The organism is Gracilibacillus xinjiangensis (assembly GCF_042651765.1).
Lineage (GTDB): Bacteria > Bacillota > Bacilli > Bacillales > Amphibacillaceae > Gracilibacillus > Gracilibacillus xinjiangensis.
Genome location: NZ_JBHSDT010000001.1, coordinates 310,578 through 328,311 on the forward strand (window position 1 = coordinate 310,578; position 17,734 = coordinate 328,311).

The 17,734-nt window shown below is 36.5% G+C and carries 24 protein-coding genes, 2 tRNA genes and 1 pseudogene; 11 read left to right on the plus strand and 16 right to left on the minus strand.

What is annotated here, in order from left to right:
* Nucleotides 1-60: 60 nt before the first annotated feature.
* The gene (locus ACFOY7_RS01470; RefSeq protein ID WP_390248654.1) at nucleotides 61-537 is read right to left on the minus strand and encodes a CarD family transcriptional regulator; all 477 of its coding nucleotides are present in this window, start codon (nucleotides 535-537) and stop codon (nucleotides 61-63) included.
* A gap of 452 nt (nucleotides 538-989) precedes the next feature.
* On the opposite strand from ACFOY7_RS01470, the pseudogene ACFOY7_RS01475 reads away from it, so the two are divergent.
* The 6 genes and pseudogenes from ACFOY7_RS01475 to ACFOY7_RS01500 all read left to right on the plus strand — a co-directional run.
* A pseudogene (locus ACFOY7_RS01475) lies at nucleotides 990-1,121 on the plus strand (hypothetical protein); the annotation flags it as partial.
* Between the two features lie 164 nt (nucleotides 1,122-1,285).
* On the plus strand, nucleotides 1,286-1,753 hold the full coding sequence (locus ACFOY7_RS01480; protein WP_390248656.1) for a low temperature-induced protein: 468 nt from the start codon (nucleotides 1,286-1,288) through the stop codon (nucleotides 1,751-1,753).
* A 609-nt stretch (nucleotides 1,754-2,362) separates the two neighbouring features.
* Complete coding sequence (locus tag ACFOY7_RS01485) at nucleotides 2,363-2,620, plus strand: YolD-like family protein (RefSeq protein WP_390248658.1); 258 nt, start codon at nucleotides 2,363-2,365, stop codon at nucleotides 2,618-2,620.
* 112 nt (nucleotides 2,621-2,732) lie between these two features.
* Nucleotides 2,733-2,870, plus strand: coding sequence for a hypothetical protein (locus ACFOY7_RS01490; RefSeq protein ID WP_390248660.1), 138 nt, complete (start codon nucleotides 2,733-2,735; stop codon nucleotides 2,868-2,870).
* Nucleotides 2,871-3,016: 146 nt separating this feature from the next.
* Nucleotides 3,017-3,187 carry a hypothetical protein gene (locus ACFOY7_RS01495; RefSeq protein ID WP_390248662.1) on the plus strand — a complete coding sequence of 57 codons (171 nt, stop codon included), beginning with the start codon at nucleotides 3,017-3,019 and terminating at the stop codon, nucleotides 3,185-3,187.
* Between the two features lie 7 nt (nucleotides 3,188-3,194).
* Nucleotides 3,195-3,338: a hypothetical protein gene (locus ACFOY7_RS01500; protein ID WP_390248664.1), complete on the plus strand. Its 144-nt coding sequence runs from the start codon at nucleotides 3,195-3,197 to the stop codon at nucleotides 3,336-3,338.
* 96 nt (nucleotides 3,339-3,434) lie between these two features.
* On the opposite strand, the gene ACFOY7_RS01505 is transcribed toward ACFOY7_RS01500, so the two are convergent.
* The 5 genes from ACFOY7_RS01505 to ACFOY7_RS01525 all read right to left on the minus strand — a co-directional run bounded on the left by ACFOY7_RS01505 (nucleotide 3,435) and on the right by ACFOY7_RS01525 (nucleotide 5,339).
* Nucleotides 3,435-4,289: an N-acetylmuramoyl-L-alanine amidase family protein gene (locus tag ACFOY7_RS01505; RefSeq protein WP_390248666.1), complete on the minus strand. Its 855-nt coding sequence runs from the start codon at nucleotides 4,287-4,289 to the stop codon at nucleotides 3,435-3,437.
* Nucleotides 4,289-4,717 (minus strand): phage holin family protein, encoded by a 429-nt coding sequence (locus tag ACFOY7_RS01510; RefSeq protein WP_390248668.1) that lies wholly within the window; start codon nucleotides 4,715-4,717, stop codon nucleotides 4,289-4,291. The genes ACFOY7_RS01505 and ACFOY7_RS01510 overlap by 1 nt, the downstream gene beginning before the upstream one ends.
* A gap of 54 nt (nucleotides 4,718-4,771) precedes the next feature.
* Nucleotides 4,772-4,933, minus strand: coding sequence for a hypothetical protein (locus tag ACFOY7_RS01515; protein WP_390248670.1), 162 nt, complete (start codon nucleotides 4,931-4,933; stop codon nucleotides 4,772-4,774).
* Nucleotides 4,933-5,079, minus strand: a complete 147-nt coding sequence (locus ACFOY7_RS01520; RefSeq protein WP_390248672.1) for a hypothetical protein — start codon at nucleotides 5,077-5,079, stop codon at nucleotides 4,933-4,935. The genes ACFOY7_RS01515 and ACFOY7_RS01520 overlap by 1 nt, the downstream gene beginning before the upstream one ends.
* Nucleotides 5,080-5,150: 71 nt before the next feature.
* Nucleotides 5,151-5,339 carry a hypothetical protein gene (locus ACFOY7_RS01525; RefSeq protein WP_390248674.1) on the minus strand — a complete coding sequence of 63 codons (189 nt, stop codon included), beginning with the start codon at nucleotides 5,337-5,339 and terminating at the stop codon, nucleotides 5,151-5,153.
* A gap of 555 nt (nucleotides 5,340-5,894) precedes the next feature.
* Here ACFOY7_RS01525 and ACFOY7_RS01530 point away from each other — a divergent pair.
* A complete protein-coding gene (locus ACFOY7_RS01530; protein ID WP_390248676.1) occupies nucleotides 5,895-6,062 on the plus strand; it encodes a site-specific integrase in 168 nt (55 codons plus the stop codon).
* A 153-nt stretch (nucleotides 6,063-6,215) separates the two neighbouring features.
* On the opposite strand, the gene groL is transcribed toward ACFOY7_RS01530, so the two are convergent.
* Nucleotides 6,216-7,853: a chaperonin GroEL gene (gene groL, locus ACFOY7_RS01535; RefSeq protein WP_390248678.1), complete on the minus strand. Its 1,638-nt coding sequence runs from the start codon at nucleotides 7,851-7,853 to the stop codon at nucleotides 6,216-6,218.
* A gap of 64 nt (nucleotides 7,854-7,917) precedes the next feature.
* Nucleotides 7,918-8,202, minus strand: a complete 285-nt coding sequence (gene groES, locus ACFOY7_RS01540; RefSeq protein WP_390248680.1) for a co-chaperone GroES — start codon at nucleotides 8,200-8,202, stop codon at nucleotides 7,918-7,920.
* 253 nt (nucleotides 8,203-8,455) lie between these two features.
* Between groES and ACFOY7_RS01545 the strand changes: the two genes are divergently transcribed.
* Nucleotides 8,456-9,160, plus strand: a complete 705-nt coding sequence (locus ACFOY7_RS01545; RefSeq protein ID WP_390248682.1) for a CPBP family intramembrane glutamic endopeptidase — start codon at nucleotides 8,456-8,458, stop codon at nucleotides 9,158-9,160.
* A complete protein-coding gene (locus tag ACFOY7_RS01550; RefSeq protein ID WP_390248684.1) occupies nucleotides 9,161-9,373 on the plus strand; it encodes a DUF4305 domain-containing protein in 213 nt (70 codons plus the stop codon).
* A gap of 35 nt (nucleotides 9,374-9,408) precedes the next feature.
* On the opposite strand, the gene ACFOY7_RS01555 is transcribed toward ACFOY7_RS01550, so the two are convergent.
* A complete protein-coding gene (locus ACFOY7_RS01555) occupies nucleotides 9,409-10,047 on the minus strand; it encodes a redox-sensing transcriptional repressor Rex (protein ID WP_390248686.1) in 639 nt (212 codons plus the stop codon).
* Between the two features lie 215 nt (nucleotides 10,048-10,262).
* Here ACFOY7_RS01555 and ACFOY7_RS01560 point away from each other — a divergent pair, with 215 nt between their 5' ends.
* Nucleotides 10,263-12,188, plus strand: a complete 1,926-nt coding sequence (locus tag ACFOY7_RS01560) for an ABC-F family ATP-binding cassette domain-containing protein (protein ID WP_390248688.1) — start codon at nucleotides 10,263-10,265, stop codon at nucleotides 12,186-12,188.
* Between the two features lie 331 nt (nucleotides 12,189-12,519).
* Here ACFOY7_RS01560 and tsaD read toward each other — a convergent pair whose 3' ends face one another.
* From tsaD to thiL, 5 genes are read right to left on the minus strand one after another with little or no spacing between them, the layout of a single operon-like run.
* Nucleotides 12,520-13,545: a tRNA (adenosine(37)-N6)-threonylcarbamoyltransferase complex transferase subunit TsaD gene (gene tsaD / locus ACFOY7_RS01565; protein ID WP_390248690.1), complete on the minus strand. Its 1,026-nt coding sequence runs from the start codon at nucleotides 13,543-13,545 to the stop codon at nucleotides 12,520-12,522.
* A complete protein-coding gene (gene rimI, locus ACFOY7_RS01570; RefSeq protein ID WP_390248692.1) occupies nucleotides 13,542-13,988 on the minus strand; it encodes a ribosomal protein S18-alanine N-acetyltransferase in 447 nt (148 codons plus the stop codon). The genes tsaD and rimI overlap by 4 nt, the downstream gene beginning before the upstream one ends.
* On the minus strand, nucleotides 13,981-14,688 hold the full coding sequence (tsaB, locus tag ACFOY7_RS01575) for a tRNA (adenosine(37)-N6)-threonylcarbamoyltransferase complex dimerization subunit type 1 TsaB (RefSeq protein WP_390248694.1): 708 nt from the start codon (nucleotides 14,686-14,688) through the stop codon (nucleotides 13,981-13,983). Before tsaB ends, rimI begins: the two co-directional genes overlap by 8 nt.
* A complete protein-coding gene (gene tsaE, locus ACFOY7_RS01580; RefSeq protein ID WP_390248696.1) occupies nucleotides 14,685-15,140 on the minus strand; it encodes a tRNA (adenosine(37)-N6)-threonylcarbamoyltransferase complex ATPase subunit type 1 TsaE in 456 nt (151 codons plus the stop codon). Before tsaE ends, tsaB begins: the two co-directional genes overlap by 4 nt.
* A gap of 5 nt (nucleotides 15,141-15,145) precedes the next feature.
* The gene (gene thiL / locus ACFOY7_RS01585; protein WP_390248698.1) at nucleotides 15,146-16,123 is read right to left on the minus strand and encodes a thiamine-phosphate kinase; all 978 of its coding nucleotides are present in this window, start codon (nucleotides 16,121-16,123) and stop codon (nucleotides 15,146-15,148) included.
* A gap of 174 nt (nucleotides 16,124-16,297) precedes the next feature.
* Between thiL and ACFOY7_RS01590 the strand changes: the two genes are divergently transcribed.
* Entirely contained in the window at nucleotides 16,298-17,329 is a 1,032-nt protein-coding gene (locus ACFOY7_RS01590) for a saccharopine dehydrogenase family protein (protein WP_390248700.1), read from the plus strand.
* A gap of 88 nt (nucleotides 17,330-17,417) precedes the next feature.
* On the opposite strand, the gene ACFOY7_RS01595 is transcribed toward ACFOY7_RS01590, so the two are convergent.
* Nucleotides 17,418-17,494, minus strand: a tRNA-Asp gene (locus ACFOY7_RS01595).
* A gap of 70 nt (nucleotides 17,495-17,564) precedes the next feature.
* Nucleotides 17,565-17,641 (minus strand) — tRNA-Met (locus ACFOY7_RS01600).
* Nucleotides 17,642-17,734: the final 93 nt, after the last annotated feature.

The window sequence follows — 17,734 nt, forward strand, 5'->3', positions numbered from 1 at the left end:
ACATATTCCTTAAAAATTCAGGATATTTTCGGGAGTTGTAATCCATTAACTTAATTTAACTTAACCGAAACTTCTTATTTGAGTTTCAGTAATCCCTTTAATTAATCCCAGTTCACTAATCAAAAACTCATGTGCGTTATCTAACATTTCCTTTTCGCTTGTATTAAGTGCTTTTTCTTTCTTCATACGTATTAAATCACGTACAACTTCAGCACATTCTTGTATTTTACCTGTTTTTATTTTGTCCGTGTTCACTTTATACCTTTGTTTCCACGGCAGTAATCTATCTGATTCACCATGCTCAAAAATGTGTGTGATTTGTTTTAATGCAATTAGGTCAATTACAGGGCGTACACGTAAACTCAATATTTTACCCGTAGGAATCATGACTTGCATATTACCGATTAACATTTTAATGACATAATACTGTTGTTTTCTCCCTAAAATTTCCTTTTCTTCCATGGCTTTAACTATACCTGCTCCGTGCATTGGATAAACAATGTTATCGCCAATTTGAAACATATAATCCACCTCCATATATGGTAACCTTCTTAACCATAACACATATATTGTTTTTTATCAAATTTTTAATATTAACATAAAATTTTTATGTTTGTCAACTTTTTTCTTTGGAAATCAAAAAAGGCAAAAACAATAAGATTCATGTCGGAATACTAACAAAGGGACGGTTAATTTTCCTGCATATATTTTGAAACCTCTACTAACCTTAATATTCTCTTAATTTATATAAAACCTTCCTGCGAAAATAACAAAAAAAGCGACTGCCTTGATCAGCAATCTTACCCACTAGTTTAAGAAGTTTCGGCTAAATTGTAATCGCATTGGCAATCTTTTTCACCCTAACAAATATATGTCTTTTTGTTCAATTATTGCACCAGTTCGTAATATAAGCTTAGCCAGAATTTAAACTGTCCCCCCCTGTAAAGGACATCTTTAAAAGGTTGTGCCAGGACACTACATGAGTCCCATATAGGACTTACTATAACAATTACAGGTATCAATGGAATTTAAAGAAGATGACTCCTGTTGAATACAGAAATCAGTTTCTTACTTCAGCTTATATGCTTGGTACATGCCACTTTTTCTTTTTCCGGATATGAATATATCTGATAATTATCGGGTATAGAGGAATAAACGCAATAAAGGAGGACTTGTTATGGATAAGAAAATTATCGGTGGGGTATTTTCAGATGTAGCTACTACGGAAAAAGTAATAAAAGAGTTGAAAAATGGTGGCAACAATTCCAAGGGTATATCTGTATTTGTGCATGACAATAGTAAAGCGAACGTGCTGGAAGACGAAACAAATTTGGGTGTTATTACGAATGATGAAGGACGAGGGAAAAATGCTGGTAAAGGTGCCGGAATCGGGGCTGCATCTGGCGGTTTGCTCGGTGGGCTCGGCGGATTGGTTGTAGGGCTTGGGCTGTTAACCATCCCCGGAATTGGTCAAATCGCGGCGGCAGGGCCTCTGGCAGCGGTACTAACCGGAGCAGGAGTTGGTGCAGGTGGCGGCGGTATCGTCGGCGCGCTTGTTGGACTTGGTATGCCAGAGGAACAAGCAAAGCAATACGAAGGTTTTCTAAAACAAGGAAAAATCATTGTATTGGTCGAAGCGGATGAAGAGCAGGAAGGTAGGGTTTATGAAACCTTCCTGTCCCATGATACAGAAAACAGAGGTATGTATCCTGAACGTGCTACGATCAATACTAAGAGAGCAAATAATTGGTAAATTATCGAAATAGGGAGGTGCTGTGGGGGCATATCCCTATTTTGTGCGAATGTTCTCGCGGGTTGGTTTGGGGATTTCTCATTCCTTAATTTTTTGATATGATAATTTCAGGTATTGCTAGTATCCTTTCACCTCCCACCACTTATTGTTTTGACACTAATAACGGCAGAATATTTCGAGAGGACTGGCAAGGTGTAAAATTTTTGTAAATCGATTAAAGCGTTCATTAATTTCGGCATACCATCATGCTTCATTATTAATCGAAGCAATCGTAAACACGAACATACGGACACCTAACTACAGGATTAGAAAAAAAGTCTCTCTTTAATTCAGTGAATTAATGAGAGACTTTTTAATTAAATTGATTTACGGCGCTAATGACCAATAGAATGACCGCAATGTGATGAGAGTTACTCTATACTCTGTTGTAACAAGGGTTTAGAGTTTACTTACACCATGCCGCCCATCTATTGACCGTTTTTCTCCAATATTCTTATCTTCTCCTTAATGGTGAAAAGGTATAAATTCTATTCAAATTATTATAGATTAACAGGCTGTTATTTTCTTTTATTTTCTTTTTTGTGACATTTCTTGTGACATATTAAAATTTTGCAATATGCGTGGGATGAAGATAAAGCCATTGAAAAGCCTATCCTTAGTGGAGATCAATTTGATGATATACAGCGTACCATGCAAGAAGCACTGGAACATTCATTAGAAATCGAGTTAAGCTACTTCAAGAATAAAAGGATCCGTAAGGCTGTTGGTAAGATAAAGCCACCTAAGAATGGTCGCATGGAGATCGTGACGAATGATGATATATTGGTATTGAAGTTGGAGGATATTGTTGGCGCAAACCTTAATTAGAGAGTCATTTTGGCTGTCTTTTTTTATTGGAAAAAATTATTTAATTTACCAATAACTATTGACCTTTTGTACTATCGGTAGAACGATAGGGGTATAGAAAGGAGGTGAACAAGTGGAAGACTTAGGTAAAATAATTGCCCTAGCAATTTCAATTCTAACTAGCATTAAGCTTTGGCTGAGCACTCGTAAGACTAGTTTAGAAGATGAAAAGCTAAGGCAAGAAATTAAAAGAATGAGAAGGGGAGGTTAATCCCCTCTCTCATCACTAAGTATACCACATTCTTATGGAAGTATTAATTGGAATATGTTTGTTAGCAATTCTGATCTTAGGTATCTGGAGGCTTTTCTTGCTTAATACTAAGCGTAAATTGGAAAAAGAAAAGAGGGATTTGATCAATGAAAAGTCAAACAGAGAGAAATAAACAGTGGCAAGAGAAGAATAGAGAAAAAGCAAGATACTTGCGCAATAGATCCGCAGCTAGATCATTTGTGAGAAAACAAGCTACTTTAGAAGATATAGAAGAATTGAAACAATTAATAATTGATCGAGAGAACGTATTAAAGTAGGAATCTAATGAGTCTTAAATCTAAAATATACAAGATCTTTCGTATATGGAATGATGTGGATGCTGTTCGTAAAGGTAGAGTTGGGAAACGTGTTGGCAGGCGTGTAGCTGGAAAAGCAACAGGAAAATTATTGAGGAAGTTGTTTAAATAGAAAAAAAGGAGCGCTGACAAGACGCTCCTTTACGCTTTTATTATGCGTTTATTTTATAGTTTACAGAACATAGTTATCAAAATATTGTATTCCCACTTACTTAGATAGTTCCTTCACTTGTTCTTCCAATGCATCCACACGTTTCTTGAGTGGATCCACTTCATACTCGCGTATTTTAGCAGCAAATCTATCTAAAACTTCTGCTGCTTGTTCTCTTGTTAATGGCATTTTGGGGTTAGAACCGTCAAAATAACCTTGCATAACTTGCTTTTTCCAGACATCTACCGCCCAATTACTTGGAACACTCGGATTGTTAGGTTTATCAAGCTTTTGGTTTAGTAATGCCTTTAATTCGTCAATTTGCTTTTGTAATTGTTGTGCCTCCATTTCTGTAATCCCTCCTTCACTTCTCTTTTTAAGATTAAAAATTCTTACTAATCCATTCACATGACCTTTAGCAATATCGTTCAAGAACTCATCTGATTTCAATCTAGCTGAATCATGGGCAGCGTCAATAAAACCATTTTCAGTTAAGATAGCTTCCATGTTTGATTCTCGTACCATATGGAAATTAGCTTTTTTCTTACCACGATCATACATATTAACTTTCTTAATAATTTCCTCATGCATAATATCCTGTTTTCTGGCAGTACTTGAAGAATCAGATAGCTTATTATAAATAAAATCCTCATATCCTGTACCACCGCCAGCATTAATATGAACACTGATTAAATAGTCAGCTCCCCATATATTGGCATCATCTGTACGTTGTTTTAAAGATAATGTTTTGTCCGTTGTACGTGACAAACGGACCTGGACATCTTCATATTGTTTTAGTAAGTCTCTTATTATTAAGGATATTTTTAAAGTTAAATCTTTTTCTCGTAATCCATTTGCAAATGCTCCTGGATCCGTGCCACCATGACCGGGGTCAATATAGATTTTAACCATTATTTTTTCTCTCCTTTCGTTGTCAACTCTTCTCTAATTTCATCTGAAACACTTGTACTTTCTTCATTTATATTCTTCAATTTCTTCACAAGATTGGACGGTACCAATACTCCCACCTCAGCTAAATTTTCAATAATACTAAGCCCTTCATTGGCAATATAAAAAAGCACAGTCGCATAAGTGACTGCACCACTAAGATTTAATATTTGATCTACCACATTAGCCAAGATAATCACTACTAACACCAAGATCTTTCGCGCAAAGCCAAATAAAGATTTTCGTGACCACAAATTATCATTCTCCCATGCTTTAGCAAGTCCAGTTATGACATCTAATAACATGAGCAACAACAACAGATGCAAGAATTTCACATCACCGAATTGATAAAACCTTGCTGCTTCTACGTGTTCCAAATTAAAAACACCCATTTGTTTGACATCTCCACAAATTTCATTTCGTTAGTTTTTGTGATAAAAATAAGCCTACGCAGCTTTATCTTCTAACTTCTTTTTCAATAGTTTGTTCTCCACTTCCAATAAGCGATTGTCCTCAACGAGTACAGCAATCTTTCTCCTGGCTTGTACAAAATCGTTTTCCCATTCATTACTAATGGTATCAATGATTTTGTTTGCATCATGGTTCATCAGCTAGCACTACCAAATTCTGAATGAAGTTTATCTTGGACAATGGCTTCTAAATTACTTGTCGATTCATTTCCTTCATATTCTTCCTTTATCAGATTAACTTGACCGTTAATGGATAACGTATTACTACTACCGTAATATAACATGAACCTGCTCTACTACTTCTTCTCTGTAAGAGAAGCCTACATTCATAATTTTAATGTTCATTTTTATCCCCTTATTGTATTGGAATGTGGTCCTGATAGGTATTATTGACATACACAGCGATGTTCCCAGCTGAACTAACTTGTAAACTGATAGCACCACTACCCATGTTTCTAACAAATCGGTTATCCAGTGGTTGATTACGATAGTACAATTCACCTTGTACATTCACTTCTCCACTAGTTCCATTACCTAAAAACAAACGACCATCCGTAATTGAGGTAGTACTGGCACTTAAGGTTAAGGTCCCGTCATCACTCGTAATTATGATTGACTATTAAATATAAGCTGCTTTAAGTTGCTTGACATATAATCGCCAAGGTATGCGTTATTTCAAACATACAAATCTGTTGATACGTCTATGCTTGTGTCAGAAAGTATTCTTCCACCAACTAAATCCACTTCAAATGTAACGCTTTGACCGAATACTGCACCGACAAAATTAATCCTTTTGGCTTCGATCTCAACTGTTGTTGCTGTTTGATTAATAAGACAAAAGGATAATTAAAAAAAAGTAATGATCCATGTAATTGGTCTCCCGAAACTAAAGCAATTATGGAGCAATTAAACAACCAACTTAAGGGGGCAAAATGATGGAATGTAAGAAACTGAAAAGGATCCAGTTAGTGAAAAGTTTTTAGAACGTGATGAATTTGATCAGTTTATAACTGCCGTAAAAGAGCATGGGAAAGATTTAGACATTGAATGGCTTTACTTTATTAGCATTTAGTGGATGCGTGTAGGGGAAATGCTGTCTTTGAAATGGTCGGACCTGGACTTTGCTAATAATGAAACAAGGATCATGAAAACAACCTATAACCCAAACAACAATATGAGCAACTATGAATTAACTCCTCCAAAGACAGAAGGTAGTGTACGTACTATCAATATGGAAAAGGAAATACACATGTCACCAAGAAAATGAAAAAGGACGCTTCACACAAAATGAAAACTTTGTATGAAAACGCCCTTTCTGACTTAATTTAAAACTTATCGTGACATTTATGTGACACTTTTCATAAAAATCAATTTTCACACCACTTGAAAGCTTGGTGTATAAGGGGTTGGGCAATGAAAATTACATCATGCCGCCCATTCCACCCATGCCGCCCATGTCTGGCATTCCTGCACCGCCACCAGCGTTTTCTTCTGGGATGTCTGCAACTACTGCTTCAGTAGTTAAGAACATTGCCGCTACAGATGCTGCATTTTGAAGTGCGGAACGAGTTACTTTTGTTGGGTCAACGATACCTGATTCGATCATATTAACCCACTCGCCAGTTGCTGCATTGAAACCAATACCAACTTTTTCATTTTTCAAACGCTCAACAATGATAGAACCTTCAAGTCCTGCGTTTTCAGAAATTTGACGAACTGGAGCTTCTAATGCGCGAAGTACAATGCTTACACCAGTTGCTTCGTCACCTTCAAGATTTAAATCAGCAACTTGGTTGTATACATTAAGAAGTGCTGTACCACCACCAGATACGATACCTTCTTGAACAGCTGCACGAGTGGAGTTCAATGCATCTTCAATACGTAATTTACGTTCTTTCAATTCTGTTTCTGTTGCAGCACCAACTTTAACTACTGCTACACCACCAGAAAGTTTTGCAAGACGTTCTTGTAATTTCTCTTTATCGAATTCAGAAGTAGTCTCTTCCACTTGTGCACGGATTTGTGCTACACGTGCAGAGATATTTTCCGGATTTCCAGAGCCTTCAACAATTGTTGTGTTTTCTTTTGTTACAACAACTTTAGAAGCACGGCCTAATTGTTCAACCGTTGCATTTTTAAGATCTAAACCAAGATCTTCTGTGATAACTTCTGCACCTGTAAGAACAGCGATGTCTTCTAACATTGCTTTACGACGATCACCAAAGCCAGGAGCTTTTACAGCAACTGCATTGAAAGTACCGCGTAATTTATTCACAACTAATGTAGCAAGTGCTTCACCTTCTACATCTTCAGCAATTAATAAAAGAGGTTTACCTTGTTGAACAACCTGCTCAAGTACTGGTAATACTTCTTGAATATTGTTGATTTTCTTATCAGTGATTAAGATATATGGATCCTCAAGTACTGCTTCCATTTTATCTTGGTCTGTTACCATGTATGGAGATGCATATCCACGGTCAAATTGCATACCTTCAACAACTTCTAGCTCTGTTGAGAAACCTTTTGATTCTTCAATTGTGATAACACCATCGTTACCAACACGTTCCATCGCTTCAGCGATTAGTTGACCAACTTCTTCGTCAGCTGATGAAATTGCAGCAACTTGTGCAATAGATTCTTTGCTTTCAATTGGTTTAGAAACTTTACGAAGTTCTTCTGTCGCTACTTGTACCGCTTTTTCAATACCACGGCGAACCCCTACCGGATTAGCACCAGAAGCTACGTTTTTCAAGCCTTCCTGGATCATTGCTTGTGCCAGTACTGTCGCAGTAGTTGTACCGTCCCCTGCAACATCATTTGTTTGAGATGCTACTTCTGATACTAATTGAGCACCCATGTTCTCAAACTTATCTTCCAATTCGATTTCTTTTGCGATTGTTACACCATCATTTGTAATAAGTGGGGAACCATATTTTTTATCTAATACAACGTTACGACCTTTTGGTCCCAAAGTTACTTTTACAGCGTTTGCTAATGTATCCACCCCGCGAAGCATGGAACGACGAGCGTCTTCACTAAATTTAATTTCTTTTGCCATTATAGAAAACCTCCTTGAAAATAAATTATTATGATATTTTATTTAAATGTACTTCGAGCAACAATTAGCCTACGATCGCTAAGATGTCACTTTCACGAAGGATTAAGTATTCTTTACCATCATATTTAACTTCTGTACCAGCGAATTTAGAGTAAATAACAGTTTCGCCCTCATTTACTTCAAGTGCAATTTTTTCGCCATTGTCTGTTACACGACCAGTACCAACAGCAACTACTCTACCCTCTTGTGGTTTTTCTTTCGCAGAATCAGGAAGAACAATTCCACTCGCTGTTTTTTCTTCTTGCTCTACAACCTCAATAATGACACGATCACCTAATGGTTTAAGCATTGATAATAACCTCCTTGATATCTACATTTATATTTTTTGTCGATTGTTAGCACTCAATCTAAGGGAGTGCTAACACAATTATTATAATAATGAATCAGCATTTTTTTTGCAAGTATTAAGTACATATTTTTAGAAAAAAATTCTTAAACTGGGATACTCTTATATAATTAGTCTTACTATTTCAATTTCATTCTTTTTTTATGTTAAAATACGTATCATGTAAAGAAAAATAAATAAAGGGAGTCGTTTTACTTTGCCAAAAAAGTATATATATGTAATAGCAACATATGTACTGATGCAACTGTCCAGTTATTTTGTTATTCCACTTGAAAAGAATTTAGATATTGATCCAGTCATTTTGACCGTATCATGGAGTATAATAACTTTTCTTGCTGCATTAGCAGTCTCGTGTTATATACTCAGAGATGAAATCCGCAGTTTCTTCAGATTAGAAGATAAAAAAATCGGACAAATTATATTTTGGTCTGTCGTAGGATTTATCCTTGTAATAATAGCTCAAAATGTTGCTGGACTAATTGAAAGGTATGTGTTCGGAATTACTACTTCCTCCGAAAATACCCAAATCCTTTTGGAAGTTGCAAGACGTGCACCAATATTTATTATTATTATCTCCATATTGGGACCAATTCTAGAAGAGCTTGTTTTTAGAAAAGCAATCTTTGGTACACTGAATCAACGAATGAATTTCTTCATTGCTGCTGTGATATCAGGTTTTCTCTTTGCTATCTTACATATGGACTTTGATCATTTGCTAACATATATATTAGCAGGTATGGTTTTTGCATTCGTTTATGTAGAAACTAATCGAATTATTGTTCCTATCATTGTTCATATGTCCATGAATACTATGGCTGTAATTCTGCAATTTTCAATTGATCCTGAAGAGTTACAGAGAAGGCTTGAAGAGCTGCAGTTGATATTATTTGGAGGCTTTTAAATGATGAGAATTTCACCACTAACTTCTGCTTTTTTTTATTTCGCATTAGGCAGTCTATTCACCTATATTGCGATTCAATCAGTAGAAGGATCTGTTTTTAACTTTATCACGATACTACTTGCATTTTTTGCAACCATTGATTTCGTTGTTGGTATACGACTAGTAAATTTACACTTTCGTATTAAAAAAGCAAGAGATAAAAAGAAAAAATAAGAAGTGCTAGCTCGAATGCTGCACTTCTTTCTTTTTTACTCTTCCTCTAATGGGTAATGTTTCATAAAATAGACTAATGATTGAAGTTCAACCGCTAAATCGATATGATGTACTCTTACATCATTCGGTACAGTAATTCTGGCAGGGGTAAAATTCAAAATCCCTTTAACACCAGATTGGACAAGTCTGTCTGCCATCGGTTGTGCTTCAGCAACAGGGACCGTTAATATAGCGACATGGATATCACCTATTTGCTCCTCTAATTCATCTACATGATATACTTGAATACTGCCAATCTCTTTGCCAACTTTAGAAGGATCAGCGTCAAATGCTACTTCAATCTTCGTATTATTATTTTTGGTAAAGTTATAATTTAAAAATGCTGTGCCTAAATTACCAACACCAATCAACACAACAGGTGTATTCTCATCTTGATCTAATGTTTTTCGAAAAAAACCGAGCAAGTAATCAACATTATAACCATAGCCTTTCTTCCCCAGTGCACCGAAGTAAGAAAAGTCACGTCTTATTGTTGCAGAGTCCACTTTCATTGCACTGCTCAATTCTTTTGAAGATACACGGTCTTTACCTTGAATATGTAAATTGTTCAAAAAACGATAATATAAAGGTAAGCGTTTTGCTGTAGCTTGAGGTATTTTATTATAATTCGCCATTATTCAATCCCCTTATTCTACTACTAAAGATTTGTGAATGTTGATACTTACTATTCATTCTAACAGAAAAGGTCAGAAAAGTCGTGAAATAATTCACTACACGAGACAACTGTCAAGTGCAATTTATTGAAACCAGGATTTCCACATAATAAATTAGACTACTTGCAGATTAGGCAGTAGTTAAGATAAACTTACATCAATGAGGTGAACAAAGCATGATTTATTTACAAGTGAACAATTTAACAAAAAGATTTGGTGCTGAACTGATCTTGTCTAATATAAAACTAGAAATAAAACAACATGATCGCATCGCCATTGTTGGTAGAAATGGTGCTGGTAAATCTACTTTATTGAATATCATTTCCGGCCAATTAAGCTATGACGAAGGCGAGATTCATAAACCAAAAGAAGTAACACTAGGATATCTTGCACAACACTCGGGACTTGATTCCGCTGAAACCATTTGGGATGAAATGCTTAAGATATTTGAACATTTTATTAAAGAAGAAAAGAAACTGCGTCAAATGGAACAGCAAATGGGTGATCCAGATCTAATTGAAGATCAAGAAAAATATCAACAGTTATTATCAAATTATGATCAAAAACAAGAGGCATTTAAAACAGCTGGCGGTTACCAATATGAAGCAGAAATTAAAGCAGTATTAAATGGGTTGGATTTCCCTGAATCAATGTGGGGAACATCAATTGCTACACTTAGCGGAGGGCAAAAAACAAGACTTGCATTAGGTAAACTCTTATTAACTAAACCAGATGTCCTGATCCTGGATGAACCAACCAATCACCTGGATATCCAAACACTTACATGGTTAGAGAATTATATTAACAACTACAACGGGGCAGTTGTAATAGTTTCACACGACAGATACTTCCTCGATAAAACAGTCAATATCGTTTATGAAATTTCCCGTCAGGAATCAGCCAAATTTCATGGCAACTACAGTAAATATCTGGACCAGAAAGCAGCAAACTATGAACGTGATTTGAAACAATATGAAAAACAACAGACGGAAATTAAAAAAATGGAAGACTTTATTCAAAAAAATTTGGTGAGAGCTTCCACAACCAAACGGGCTCAGAGCAGACGAAAGCAGTTAGAGAAAATGGAAGTAATGGATAAACCCCTCGGTGATGAAGGTTCGGCAAAATTTTCTTTTTCCATTGACCGCAGAAGCGGAAATGATGTTTTAAAAATTAATGACCTTGCCTTTCGTTATGAATCTTCCGAACCTTATATTTTCTCTAATCTTAATATTAATCTATCGCGCGGAGAGAGCATGGCATTAGTTGGCCCGAACGGTGTCGGGAAATCCACTTTGTTAAAAAATATCATTGGGCAATTAGATCCTGCCAAAGGAACGATTCAGCTTGGTGCGAATGTTCAAATTGGTTACTATGATCAGGAACAGACTTTGCTCCACGAAAAGAAAACGGTGCTAAATGAGTTATGGGACGATTACGCTCTAATGAATGAAAAGGATATCCGAACAATTTTAGGTAATTTCTTATTTAGTGGTGATGACGTCTTACGACCAGTATCTGCCTTAAGTGGTGGAGAAAAAGCACGTCTTGCACTTGCAAAACTCATGATGGAAAAAGCAAACTTCTTACTGCTTGATGAGCCAACAAACCATCTGGACTTGGACAGTAAAGAAATTCTGGAAGCGGCACTCGTTGATTATCCTGGTACCATTCTGTTTGTATCACACGATCGTTATTTTATTAATAAACTAGCAACACAAGTACTAGAAATGCAGGCAAATAAAACAACCGTCTACTTAGGGGATTATGATTATTATCTAGAAAAGAAGCAAGAGGAAGCACAATTGAAGGAACTGCAAAAAGAAGAATTAGTAGAAGCCTCCAAACAGCAAACAAAATCAGATTTCAAAAAAGAAAAGGAATTAAAGAAAGCGGAGCGAAAAAAGCAACGCAGAATTGAAGAAATCGAATCAGAAGTCGAACAATTAGAGGAAGAACTTTCACGTAACGAGGAATTATTATGTGATCCTGAAGTATACCAAGACCATGAGAAGTCATTAGAGTTAACAGATAAAAGTGGCCAAATCAAGGCTACCATAGAAAGATTAATGGAAGAATGGGAAAGATTGCATGAAGATTAATAAGAAAGCGGGTTGCTTCAAGTAACTCGTTTTTTTATCCACAATTATATTTTGAGTTATTTACTGATGTAAAAGGTTATCCATAGACTTATCCCCATAATCCACAGTATACAGTCAATTTATCCACAAATCCCATTATTTCTTACCATTGATTTACCGCTATTTACAGCGCTTATTAACATAGGTGTTAATAAGTTGTTGATAAATAGTTGATAAGTAAGGAACCTATTCAAATAAATACTATTTGGCCATGCCACTTTGGGATACATAGATAAGGAAAAGCAACAAAAAAGGGTTACTAAACATTTAGATGCAAAGCAACCCTTTTTCATTAGTTTTTTCTTTGAGCATATCTTTCTAAATCCAGGCCAGGACTCGCGTTCAAATCCCATGCAGCTCGATGCCCTTGATTGAAGGCAATAGAACCTGCAGCTGCTATCATTGCTGCATTATCTGTACATAATGAGATTGGAGGAAACATTAAATCTATCGCTTCATCATCAAATTTAGTCTCCATCGCACTTCTAAGACCTTTATTTGCTGCAACCCCACCTGCGACAATTACTTGCTTGATATCATAATTTTTGGCAGCCCGGTATGTTTTCTCAACTAATACATCGACAACGCTTGATTGAAAACTTGCTGCAATATCTTCATTACGATATACTTGCCCTCGCTGTTTAGCATTATGCAATGTATTAATCACTGCTGACTTTAAACCACTAAAGCTGAAATCATAAGAGCCTTCCTCTAACCACGCTCTGGGAAAATCAATGACAGAATTGCCTTCATGTGCTAATTGGTCAATTTTGGGCCCACCTGGGTATGGAAGATTAAGCGTACGAGCAACTTTATCATATGCTTCCCCTGCAGCATCATCCCGAGTTTCGCCAATAATATTAAAATCACCATGTTCTTTCATTAAAATAAGTTCTGTATGCCCCCCTGATACGACTAATGCGAGGAGTGGAAATTCAAATTCCTTCACAAGGCGATTTGCATAAATATGACCTGCAATATGGTGTACTCCAATTAGCGGCTTATTATGCGAAAACGCCAACGCTTTCGCAGCATTCACTCCAACTAGTAATGCACCAACAAGTCCAGGTCCCTCTGTTACTGTAACGGCATCGATATCGTCCATTGTTAAGCCTGCTTTTGCAAAAGTTTCCTCCAGGACAAGTGTAACCTGTTCAACATGGTGTCTTGACGCAATCTCAGGCACCACTCCACCAAAGCGTTTATGGCTCTCTATTTGTGAAGCAACCACATTGGAAACAATTTCTCGCCCATCTTTTATAATAGCTGCAGCTGTTTCATCACAGCTTGTCTCAATTCCTAAAATATATTCACTCATAAATTCACCCACAATACTAATGCGTCTTCTTGATTGTCTGTATAATAATTCTTTCTAATGCCACCAGGGATTAAACCAAATTTCTTGTACATTTTTTGTGCAACAAGGTTTGATACACGTACCTCCAGAGACAAATGTTTCACACCGTTGGCAACTGCATAATTCATTACATATTGAAAAAGCCCTTCACCGTAACGGTTTCCCCGATGTGCTGGTTCAATAGCTATGTTTGTAATTTGCGCTTCATCTAGTACTATCCAGGAACCACAGAAACCAATCACTTCATCATCAAGAGTTGCTACAAAATAACGAGCAAAGTTATTTGTTCTCATTTCCTCATAATAAATATCCTTCGGCCATGGCTTCGGGAAGGAAAGACAATCAATTTCATATACCCGGTCAATATCAGCTTCTGTCATTTGACGGAAATCTAAACTACTCATTTTCCTTTAATCCCTGTTCCTTTATCCATTTTGCTTCCGCTTCTACTAACCTTAAATAATTCGGGGTTATGTTATGGGTTATTTCTGGTTGTCTTTCTCCAGCTAATGATAAAAGAACCCCTGGACGCGGAAGATGTAAAGTATTCAAAGCGGGGAAGATAGCATTATCACCTAATATAGATACAATCGTGGATCGATGTAATTCAAGATCCTGACTTAAAAATAAAATCGGTTCTCCAATATTGTTTAACTCTTCCAACCATTCTGTAAAGGATATGTTTTGTTCCTTTTTCGCCAAAACTAAACGGTTGTCTTCCTGCTGATACAACCCTGTATAGACTAAGCCGCGTCTCGCATCAAAGAAGGGACAAATATACTTCGCTTGCCCCATACCATTATAGGCAACAAGCTCCAGACTGGATATAGCAGCAATCGGAATATCTAATGACCATGCCATTGTTTTGGCAGTGGATAATCCTATCCGAACACCTGTATAAGAACCAGGCCCTTTTGCTACAACGATTTGATCTAAGTCGTTTGGTAATGTATTGGTTTCTCTCATAATATGGTCAATAGCCGGCATTAATCCGATCGAATGATTCCGTTTCATGTTCGTTATATATTCTGCCTCCAGTTGACTTTTTTTGGAGATAGCTACACCCATCACTTGATTGGATGTATCAATCGCTAAAATATTCATCTATATAGCTCCTTACAAATAAACTCATAATGTTCTCCCATTGGTGTCATCACAATTTCTCTAGTATATTCGTCTTTTCTTCTAATTTCAATAGCTAGCCTTTCTTCAGGTAAAAAATCATTAATAAATGAAGCCCATTCTACCACAGTAACACCTTCACCCTGGAAAAATTCAGCAAACCCAATATCTTCATCACTTTCCTCAAGGCGATAGACGTCCATATGATAAAGCGGGATCTCTCCAGTATATTCTTTCACAATCGTATAAGTAGGGCTATTGATTGTCCTTCTTACCCCTAGTCCTGTACCTAAGCCTTTTGTAAAAGTTGTTTTACCTGCACCTAGATCACCTTCCAATGTCAAAACATCACCAGGCTTAACTAGCAAGGCTAGCTTTTCAGCTAATTTCTTTGTTTCTTCTTCTGTTTGAGTTTGAAAGAAGTATTGCTCCATAATAATCACCCTTTTAGATGAGTATAACCTGACTTGTCCAGTTGCTTATACTCATTTCCATGATATATCCATGCCGTTCCATTTTTATTCTTTCTATCTTTAACTACACCTATTTTTGTAACATCTGTGTTTGACTTTTTAGCAGCTTCTTCTAGTATTGCCCAATCATGAGCGGGAATTGTCCCTACAAGTTCAAAATCTTCCCCGCCTGATAAGGACCAGTTAACCTGTTGTTGCTCAGAAAAGTTCCTTAAGCTCGGGTGAATGGGAAACTTCTCATAATCCAATTCTAATAAAAGGTTGGAAGCTTCTGCGATTTCATTTGCCTCATTTGCAATTCCATCACTAATATCATTCAAAGCCATCCGATTAATTTTGTGACATGCTTGAATAAAGGGTATTCTAGGCATTGGCATCTGGTGACGATTAATCACATGTTGATACTGGTCAAATTCTGTTTCACTACAATGTAATAGTACATGGAGTCCACATGCAGAATCACCTAAAGTACCTGTAACAAAAACAATGTCATCCGGCTTAGCATGGCTTCGGTACCTAGCCTTCCCTTGCTGGACTGTCCCAATGACGGTAATAGATATCGTTAACTGTTCTCCTGTGACCGTATCTCCACCAATCATGTCCATATTGAAGGATTGGGCTAAATCATTCATACCTTGATAAATTTCATGGATTTGGCCTTCTCTCCACCTTTTTGGAATAACGATGGATACAAGATAGGCAGTAGCCTTACCGCCCATTGCAGCAATGTCGCTAATATTGGCAGCCAATGCCCGATAGCCTATATGATATGGCTTTGTTGTTTTCTTAGAGAAGTGAACAGATTCAACCATTGTATCCATTGCCATAATCGTATCCACCTGTTGATGGCGGATAATTGCTGCATCATCGCCTATTCCTTTAATCACATTTGGATGTCGATAATATTTTGGTGTAATAGATTGTATAAACTTAAATTCGTCCATATTAACCCCTTAGAATGAATTAATCTTCTTTATACATATATCATAGCAAAAGATCAGGTGATTTTGAAAGAATTACCCCCCATTATTCTAATTGTCAATTGGCATATGATAAAATATTAGTGTGATCATATGCCATTTTTATATTGAAGGGAGTTATCTTAAATGACGAGAGTGATGGTAGTTGGTGCAAGTGGGGTGCTAGGCAAACTGATGTGTAAGGAAGTTTTTAGAATCTTTGGACATTCTGCAGATTTAATTATTACCGATTATAATAAAGAAAGAGGAGAACATGTAAAAAATTCATTTTCAAAACAAGTAGAATTCCGTTTGTTAGATATACATAACAAAAGCAATGTGGAAAATGTTATACATAGTGTGGATATTGTTATAATAGCTATTCAACAAAATAAGCCACATATACAAGAGATATGTATCCAGCGACAAATAAGGTGTATAGATGTTACAACATCACAAAATCTAGTTGACCGTACATTACTGTTAGACTCTCAAGCAAAGTCCCATAATATAGCTTCTATTGTAATGGCTGGGTTTCTTCCAGGGCTATCAGGACTATTAGTCAAAAAAGCTATAACATCCTTTAGTGATATAGTAGAAGTCAATATTAGTTTATTACAGAATAAAAATGCTAATGTAGGGGTCTCAGGAGCACTAGATATGTTAAAGTTAATCTCTCAACCTGTTCAGTATGGCAACAAAATGATCAAAGGATTTAAAGAAAAGAAGATGGTGGGTTCTAATAATAAACACACGGTGCGACTTATCACTCATCCAGAAAAAGATTATTTATCGCGAAAGCTTTCTATCCCAGTAATTAATTACTGGACAGGATGGAATGATAATTTATATAATTTAAAAATAGAATTTATTCTTAAAGCAAATATTATTCCATTCCTTCAAAAATATCAATCAATCTTTAAGAGTCAAATCAAACATGACAATAAATCAACTGAGGATGTGCTTTTATCTGTAGAAGTGACAGGGGCCTCTTCAAATAAAGCAATAACAAAAACATTCTCATTAACTGCAATTTCTGATTATGGTATAACCGCAATGATGGCTGTAGCATTAGCAAAGATAGTTTCTAATAAAAAGTACAGCGGCACTTATTTTCCTTTTGAAATTACAACATTCGAAGAAGTTCTAACAACCATTTCGTGTGCTCAAATTAATTTGGAAGAGTTTTAATCTATGGGGATATACGGCAATGTGCGATAAAAACAAACACATCAAAAAAACCTTAAGATTTCTCGCTTAAGGTTTGTTAGTCATATACTGGCGGTCCGGACGGGACTCGAACCCGCGACCTCCTGCGTGACAGGCAGGCATTCTAACCAACTGAACTACCGGACCAGTTATTTAGTTTTAAGCAGATAAAATAAATTATCCAACATGGTTATTTTTAATGAAGTGAAATAATTTTTGGTTGCGGGGGCAGGATTTGAACCTGCGACCTTCGGGTTATGAGCCCGACGAGCTACCAGACTGCTCCACCCCGCGATAATAAAAATATAATTTTGTTTTGGCCTGGCAACGTCCTACTCTTGCAGGGGCAAAGCCCCAACTACCATGGGCGCTGGAGAGCTTAACTAC

Bases quoted from the DNA above. Each gene is read 5' to 3' on its own strand.
- ACFOY7_RS01470 (WP_390248654.1), bottom strand. From the start codon at position 537: ATGGAGGTGGATTATATGTTTCAAATTGGCGATAACATTGTTTATCCA.
- ACFOY7_RS01495 (WP_390248662.1), top strand. From the start codon at position 3,017: ATGAAAAGTCAAACAGAGAGAAATAAACAGTGGCAAGAGAAGAATAGA.
- ACFOY7_RS01500 (WP_390248664.1), top strand. From the start codon at position 3,195: ATGAGTCTTAAATCTAAAATATACAAGATCTTTCGTATATGGAATGAT.
- ACFOY7_RS01505 (WP_390248666.1), bottom strand. From the start codon at position 4,289: ATGGTTAAAATCTATATTGACCCCGGTCATGGTGGCACGGATCCAGGA.
- ACFOY7_RS01510 (WP_390248668.1), bottom strand. From the start codon at position 4,717: ATGGGTGTTTTTAATTTGGAACACGTAGAAGCAGCAAGGTTTTATCAA.
- ACFOY7_RS01515 (WP_390248670.1), bottom strand. From the start codon at position 4,933: ATGAACCATGATGCAAACAAAATCATTGATACCATTAGTAATGAATGG.
- ACFOY7_RS01520 (WP_390248672.1), bottom strand. From the start codon at position 5,079: ATGTTATATTACGGTAGTAGTAATACGTTATCCATTAACGGTCAAGTT.
- groL (WP_390248678.1), bottom strand. From the start codon at position 7,853: ATGGCAAAAGAAATTAAATTTAGTGAAGACGCTCGTCGTTCCATGCTT.
- groES (WP_390248680.1), bottom strand. From the start codon at position 8,202: ATGCTTAAACCATTAGGTGATCGTGTCATTATTGAGGTTGTAGAGCAA.
- ACFOY7_RS01550 (WP_390248684.1), top strand. From the start codon at position 9,161: ATGATGAGAATTTCACCACTAACTTCTGCTTTTTTTTATTTCGCATTA.
- ACFOY7_RS01555 (WP_390248686.1), bottom strand. From the start codon at position 10,047: ATGGCGAATTATAATAAAATACCTCAAGCTACAGCAAAACGCTTACCT.
- ACFOY7_RS01560 (WP_390248688.1), top strand. From the start codon at position 10,263: ATGATTTATTTACAAGTGAACAATTTAACAAAAAGATTTGGTGCTGAA.
- tsaD (WP_390248690.1), bottom strand. From the start codon at position 13,545: ATGAGTGAATATATTTTAGGAATTGAGACAAGCTGTGATGAAACAGCT.
- rimI (WP_390248692.1), bottom strand. From the start codon at position 13,988: ATGAGTAGTTTAGATTTCCGTCAAATGACAGAAGCTGATATTGACCGG.
- tsaB (WP_390248694.1), bottom strand. From the start codon at position 14,688: ATGAATATTTTAGCGATTGATACATCCAATCAAGTGATGGGTGTAGCT.
- tsaE (WP_390248696.1), bottom strand. From the start codon at position 15,140: ATGGAGCAATACTTCTTTCAAACTCAAACAGAAGAAGAAACAAAGAAA.
- thiL (WP_390248698.1), bottom strand. From the start codon at position 16,123: ATGGACGAATTTAAGTTTATACAATCTATTACACCAAAATATTATCGA.
- ACFOY7_RS01590 (WP_390248700.1), top strand. From the start codon at position 16,298: ATGGTAGTTGGTGCAAGTGGGGTGCTAGGCAAACTGATGTGTAAGGAA.